Source organism: Lichenihabitans sp. PAMC28606 (assembly GCF_020616535.1).
GTDB classification, from domain to species: domain Bacteria; phylum Pseudomonadota; class Alphaproteobacteria; order Rhizobiales; family Beijerinckiaceae; genus Lichenihabitans; species Lichenihabitans psoromatis.
Window position 1 is genome coordinate 2,856,035 of record NZ_CP085136.1, and the last position, 6,466, is coordinate 2,862,500.

The 6,466-nt window shown below is 59.2% G+C and carries 2 protein-coding genes, 2 tRNA genes and 2 rRNA genes (1 of these 6 only partly in view); 4 read left to right on the forward strand and 2 right to left on the reverse strand.

All coding sequences use genetic code 11. The features are described from left to right. Positions 1-11 precede the first annotated feature (11 nt). Both LGH83_RS13465 and LGH83_RS13470 read right to left on the reverse strand, forming a co-directional pair. The gene (locus LGH83_RS13465; RefSeq protein WP_227399108.1) at positions 12-845 is read right to left on the reverse strand and encodes an ABC transporter ATP-binding protein; all 834 of its coding nucleotides are present in this window, start codon (positions 843-845) and stop codon (positions 12-14) included. After that, positions 845-3,061, reverse strand: a complete 2,217-nt coding sequence (locus tag LGH83_RS13470; protein WP_227399109.1) for a TonB-dependent siderophore receptor — start codon at positions 3,059-3,061, stop codon at positions 845-847. Before LGH83_RS13470 ends, LGH83_RS13465 begins: the two co-directional genes overlap by 1 nt. Before the next feature lie 863 nt (positions 3,062-3,924). On the opposite strand from LGH83_RS13470, the gene LGH83_RS13475 reads away from it, so the two are divergent. The 4 genes from LGH83_RS13475 to LGH83_RS13490 all read left to right on the forward strand — a co-directional run. Further along, a 16S ribosomal RNA gene (locus tag LGH83_RS13475) occupies positions 3,925-5,409 on the forward strand. 210 nt (positions 5,410-5,619) lie between these two features. After that, positions 5,620-5,696, forward strand: a tRNA-Ile gene (locus LGH83_RS13480). A gap of 51 nt (positions 5,697-5,747) precedes the next feature. Beyond that, positions 5,748-5,823: transfer RNA gene (locus LGH83_RS13485), tRNA-Ala, on the forward strand. A 475-nt stretch (positions 5,824-6,298) separates the two neighbouring features. After that, positions 6,299-6,466: ribosomal RNA gene (locus tag LGH83_RS13490) — 23S ribosomal RNA — on the forward strand; it runs 2,650 nt beyond the window's last position. The 16S and 23S rRNA genes sit together here with 2 tRNA genes alongside, the layout of an rRNA operon.

Below are 6,466 nucleotides of genomic sequence, written 5' to 3' on the forward strand. Positions count from 1 at the left end.
AGACCCACGCATCAGGTCGGCATGCCGAACGTCGCGCCGCTGGCCGGGTCGGTCAGGACCCGCATCGGGATGTCGTAGATGCTTTGCAGCACATCCGGCCGCATGATCGCGGAAGGGGCGCCTTGGACCGCGACGGTGCCGGCCCGCAGCGCCACGATCTCGTCGCAGAACCGCGCCGCCATGTTGATGTCGTGCAGCACCAGGATCACGCCCGCATTGCGGATGGCGCAGAGCGAGCGCAGCACGCCCAGCACCTCGATCTGATGGGCGAGATCGAGCGCCGCGATCGGTTCGTCGAGCAGCAGGAAGCCGCTCTCCTGCGCGATCAGCATGGCGATCCAGACGCGTTGGCGCTCCCCGCCCGACAGGTGATCGATGAGGCGATCGGCGAAGGACGCGGTGCCGGACAGGCGCACGGCCTCGGCGATGGCGGCATGGCCGGAGGCGCCAATGCGGCCGAGTGGGCCGTGCCACGCGTAGCGGCCGAACGCCACGAGTTCACGGCCGGTCAGCCCGGTCTGCATCGGAATGGCTTGAGGCAGGTAGGCGACTTGCCGGGCGAAGGCCCGCGCGCCTAAGCCGGGAAGCGCCGCGTCACCGAGCATGATCCGGCCGACGGTCGGCTGGATCTGGCGCGCCAACAGTTTCAGCAGCGTCGACTTGCCCGAGCCATTATGCCCGATGATGCCGACCATCCGGCCGCGCGGAAACGCGAGATCGACGGACGATAAAATTGAGCGCCCCTCGATCGTCAGGCCCGCACCGTCGGCGCGCAGCAGCGGCGCAGGGGCGTCCAACGCCTCGCCCCGCACCGCGACCGGGCCGCGCAGCGCGCGAGCTACCATCACCAACGATAGGCCAGCGACGCCGTGATCTTGCGGCGATCGCCATAGAAGCAGGCCGATGTGCTGGAGCACGACCCCACATAGGTCTCGTCTGTAAAGTTCGAGACGTTGAGGGCGGCACGCCAATGATCGCGATCGTAGTGGATCGCCGCATCGCCGAGCAGATAGGACGGCACCTGGAACAGGTTGGCGGCATCCGCATACGAGCGGCCGACGTAACGCGCGCCAGCACCGAAGCCGAGGCCGCGGAAATTGCCGTCCTGCAGGGTATAGTCGAGCCACAGTGAGCCGAATTGCTCGGGCGTGTTGGTCGGCAGCTTGCCGATATTGGCCGGGTTCAGGTCGCGGGTGATCGACAGGTCGTAGACCGTATAGGCGCCGATCAGGCTGAGGCCGTCCGCCAATGTTGCGGTGGCGTCGAGTTCGAGTCCGCGCGAGCGCTGCTGTCCGGTCTGCACCGAATTCAGGACGTTGTTCGGGTCCGTCGTCAGCACGTTGTCGCGGGTCAGGTTGAAGAAGGCGATGCTGGCCGTCACCGGCAGGACCGGCGACTGATACTTTAGGCCCACTTCCTCCTGCTCGCCATGTTCGGGGCTATAGGGCTTGCTGGTGGCCGTATTGGTGCCGACGATCGGGCTGAAGGATGTCGAGTAGCTGACGTAGGGCGCGAGGCCGAAATCGAGATTGTAGATCGCGCCGACCTTGCCCGAAAAGGCGCTTTCGTTGCTGTCTGTGCTGCTGGCGAGCGCCAGCTTGTTGGTGAAATTGGTGTTGACGTAATCCTGCCGCCCGGAGAGCACGAGAGTCAGGCGATCGAGCTTGATCTGATCCTGCGCGTAGAGCCCGACCTGATCCTGGATCGTATTCGAGGCGATGTAGCGCGAGCTCGGCGGCGTCGAAGCCGCATAGACCGGGTTGAGCAGGTTGAGCGGAGTGCCGAAGACGAACCCTTGGGTGTCCTTCAGGTCGTAGTGTTTCAGATCGAGGCCGAACAGCGCGATATGCTGCAACGCATAGGTGTTGAAGCGCACCTCGGTTTGGTTGTCGGCCTCTGCCATATCGACGCTGGGCCGCGTCACGAAATTATAGCGCTGCAGTTCGGCGCTCGTCGCGGTCGGGGTGCTGGCGTAGCCGCCGCCGTAAACCGATTGAAAGTTCACGTCGAGATGGCTGTAGCGCACGTTCTGACGGAACGTGACATTCGGGTTGAAGATATGCTCGAACTCGTAGCCGAGCATCGTCTGGTCGCGCGTGAACCGATCGGAACTTGGATCGCCGGTGAAGAGATGCGTCGGGATGCGGCCGAACGGCGCCGCGACCACGGTACCCTGATAGGGCAGGAAGTTCTGGCTGTTGGTATAATCGTGCTGATACTGCGCCAGCAGTGTCAACGTGGTGCCGTCGCCGGTCCGATAGGTCAGGCTGGGCGCCACGAAGGCGCGGTCGTTGCTGGTATGGTCGGTTTGCGTGTCGCCGATCCGGCCGATGCTGTTGAAGCGATAGGACCATTGGCCCTTGTCGCCCGCGACGCCGCCGAGATCCACCGCGCCATAGACGTTGCCATATTGATTGATTCCGCCCTCGACAGTGCCGAACGTCGTGAAGGTGGGTCGCTTGCTCACCGCGTTGATGAGGCCGCCCGGATCGCCGCCGCCATAGAGGGTCGCGGCCGGACCGCGCACGATCTCGATCCGCTCGAGGTTCCAGGGCTCCAGCTTCCAGGTCGCAAAGGCCGACGAATAAAGCTGCAGCCCATCAAGATAATAGCCGGTCGTCTGTTCGGTAAAGCCCCGGATCAGAAACCAATCGTTTCGGCTATCCGACCCGAAGGTCTGAGAGTGGATACCGGGCGAATAGCGGGTCGCCTCATCGATGCTGGTGGCCCGCTGATCGCGGATTTGCGTGGCGCCGACGACCGCGATGGCTTGCGGTGTTTCGATCAAGGCCGTCGAGGTCTTGGTGCCGGCGGCACTTTGGGTCGCCACATAACCGTCGATCGGGCCCGTTGCGCTTTGGACTGCTTTGCCTTTGACCTCGACGGTGTCGAGTTCGACGGTTCTACCGACAGCCGTCTGGGGTTGCGGGACGGCCGTCTGGGCCGAGACTGCGGTCGAGCCGAGCACGAGCATGACGGCGACGGGTCGCCCCCAGAGTGTCGCGGAGGCACGGCCCCTCGGCAGCGTCGATCGTCCATTTTTTCGCTTCGCGGCCGTCATGGAAATTCCCAGTTTTGATCGACTATAAATTGTCGTAGATCTTCAGTCGGGAATGTTACTTTCAACAATGAGGCTAGAAATCAATCTATAATTCGGGAAAAATCAGCGATCGTCTTACGAAGACGCAATAAGAGCACAAGGTTTAATTCGAGTAATTCCAAAGCGATATTGTTCTAGTTCTAAGCTGGCCGGGCGTGCTCATGCCGGAGCATCTTGATGACAGCGATCAGGGATCGCTCAATCGAGGGACGACAACGTCGGCGACATGAGCAAAGGCTGCAGTTCGTGATGAGCACGGGTCGGCGTTGGTCTCTGTGACCCGGCAGCGTGGGCGCAGGCCCGTTGCGCGGCCATGATTGTCATGCGGTCTGTCAAGAGAGCTTCATGCAACCCTGCTATCCAGTCTGGCTCGGCCGATTGTGTTGACAGGCTCGGCGGCTTTCCCTAGAAGACGGTCATCGACGGCGGGGCCAACGAGGTTTGGTTCTGCGGCGGCGATGATCCATCTTCTGCATTCTTTTGTGGGGGTATCGACCGGGTAGGGCCCTGGGGTGTTGGATTTTGTCGTTTGGGTATTTTGGTCTGTTGGCTGGGGTACTTTTCGTCTTGAGTTTCGCTGTTTGACATTTGAATCGGAAGAAAGAGAAACGTAGGCGGCGTCTGATATCCTTGCGGATCGAGCAATCGATCGAATGGGATAATCTGGCGGTCTACGTTACATCTGGGTTTCTTAGGATCTGGCTTAGTTTTGCTAAGGTTGGGTTGTGAGAGATCTGGGTTACTCGTCAAGAGAGACCTCTGTGAAGGGGTGTAATGATGACTTAGCCGGAGCAAATTCTCGATGGTTTCTTTATTGAAGCCTACAACTTGAGAGTTTGATCCTGGCTCAGAACGAACGCTGGCGGCAGGCTTAACACATGCAAGTCGAACGCACCGCAAGGTGAGTGGCAGACGGGTGAGTAACACGTGGGAACATACCCTTCGGTTCGGAATAACTTGGGGAAACTTAAGCTAATACCGAATACGGCCTGAGGGCGAATGATTTATCGCCGAAGGAATGGCCCGCGTCCGATTAGCTAGTTGGTGTTGGTAACGGCTCACCAAGGCGACGATCGGTAGCTGGTCTGAGAGGATGACCAGCCACATTGGGACTGAGACACGGCCCAAACTCCTACGGGAGGCAGCAGTGGGGAATATTGGACAATGGGCGCAAGCCTGATCCAGCCATGCCGCGTGAGTGATGAAGGCCTTAGGGTTGTAAAGCTCTTTCGCACGCGACGATAATGACGGTAGCGTGAGAAGAAGCCCCGGCTAACTTCGTGCCAGCAGCCGCGGTAATACGAAGGGGGCTAGCGTTGTTCGGATTAACTGGGCGTAAAGGGCGCGTAGGCGGGTTTTTAAGTCAGAGGTGAAATCCCAAGGCTCAACCTTGGAACTGCCTTTGATACTGGAAGTCTTGAGTCCGGGAGAGGTGAGTGGAACTGCGAGTGTAGAGGTGAAATTCGTAGATATTCGCAAGAACACCAGTGGCGAAGGCGGCTCACTGGCCCGGTACTGACGCTGAGGCGCGAAAGCGTGGGGAGCAAACAGGATTAGATACCCTGGTAGTCCACGCCTTAAACGATGGGTGCTAGCCGTTAGGCTGCTTGCAGCTTAGTGGCGCAGTTAACACTTTAAGCACCCCGCCTGGGGAGTACGGTCGCAAGATTAAAACTCAAAGGAATTGACGGGGGCCCGCACAAGCGGTGGAGCATGTGGTTTAATTCGAAGCAACGCGCAGAACCTTACCAGCTTTTGACATGTCCAGTATGGTTTTCAGAGATGAGATCCTTCCCGCAAGGGGCTGGAACACAGGTGCTGCATGGCTGTCGTCAGCTCGTGTCGTGAGATGTTGGGTTAAGTCCCGCAACGAGCGCAACCCACGTCCTTAGTTGCCATCATTCAGTTGGGCACTCTAGGGAGACTGCCGGTGATAAGCCGAGAGGAAGGTGTGGATGACGTCAAGTCCTCATGGCCCTTACAGGCTGGGCTACACACGTGCTACAATGGCGGTGACAATGGGATGCTACGGGGCGACCCCGCGCAAATCTCAAAAAGCCGTCTCAGTTCGGATTGCACTCTGCAACTCGAGTGCATGAAGTTGGAATCGCTAGTAATCGTGGATCAGCACGCCACGGTGAATACGTTCCCGGGCCTTGTACACACCGCCCGTCACACCATGGGAGTTGGTTTTACCCGAAGGCGTTTCGCTAACCGCAAGGGGGCAGGCGACCACGGTAGGGTCAGCGACTGGGGTGAAGTCGTAACAAGGTAGCCGTAGGGGAACCTGCGGCTGGATCACCTCCTTTCTAAGGATGGCTGTTCAGACGATCCTGGTTTTCGGACCGGGTGGCGCTCTTCGGCTGTTTTAGAATCAACGACCAGTCATGGTCGGCAATGCGGGATGTCGGCGCCGTCTAACGTTTCTCTTTCTTCCATTGATATGCGGGACCGCTGGTCCGGTTTGAGGCCTCTGTCGCAAGGGAGGGTGTTTCGCTGGGGTGGCGGGGATCAGGTTCGGGCTTGTAGCTCAGTTGGTTAGAGCGCGCGCTTGATAAGCGTGAGGTCGGAAGTTCAAGTCTTCCCAGGCCCACCATGTTGACGTTGAGGCCGGGCGGTTTGGCTGTTGGCTTTGATGGAACGGAACGGGGCCTTAGCTCAGCTGGGAGAGCGCCTGCTTTGCAAGCAGGATGTCGTCGGTTCGATCCCGTCAGGCTCCACCATTCGCTTTGGCGGCCCGTTGGGGTGGGCCGAGGCTGAGCGATCCGCATATCGGAAAAAGTTTTGCTTGGAGCGTGATCCTTTGGGGTCTGCTGCAGGCGGGTTGTTTAACATTGTGAAGAGGGAATGCATCCGAACGTTCGGGGCGCATGCTGATCGTGGTGGGGTTTTGACCCTGGGCGAGAGGCGGATATGCGTGTCGAACCGACGGCCTTTGGGCCGTGTCCTATCAGCTTGACCGCAGGTGGGGATGTTGGATGTGTTTGAAGCAAAAAATGGTCTTTAAAGACGGATCGATGCTTTGACGGGGTTGGTGGATCGTCCGCAAGGATGGATTGGCCGATCTGGTGACGCATGCGTGTTGTGAGGGGTCTGCCGAGGCTCTGTTCGTGACGGCTCTTGAGTGAGCGACGCTGTAACCCACGCGATAAACAGCTGTGCTTTGGCGCAGGCGGGGTGAGCATTGATAATGAGAGCGATCAAGTGCCTTAAGGGTATCTGGTGGATGCCTTGGCGCTGAGAGGCGATGAAGGACGTGGTACGCTGCGATAAGGTTTGGGGAGCCGCGAACGGGCTTTGATCCAGACATGTCCGAATGGGGAAACCCACCTTCGACCTTGTAACTCTAAGCTGTTGTCTGATCCT

Bases quoted from the DNA above. Each gene is read 5' to 3' on its own strand.
- LGH83_RS13470 (WP_227399109.1), bottom strand. From the start codon at position 3,061: ATGACGGCCGCGAAGCGAAAAAATGGACGATCGACGCTGCCGAGGGGC.
- LGH83_RS13465 (WP_227399108.1), bottom strand. From the start codon at position 845: ATGGTAGCTCGCGCGCTGCGCGGCCCGGTCGCGGTGCGGGGCGAGGCG.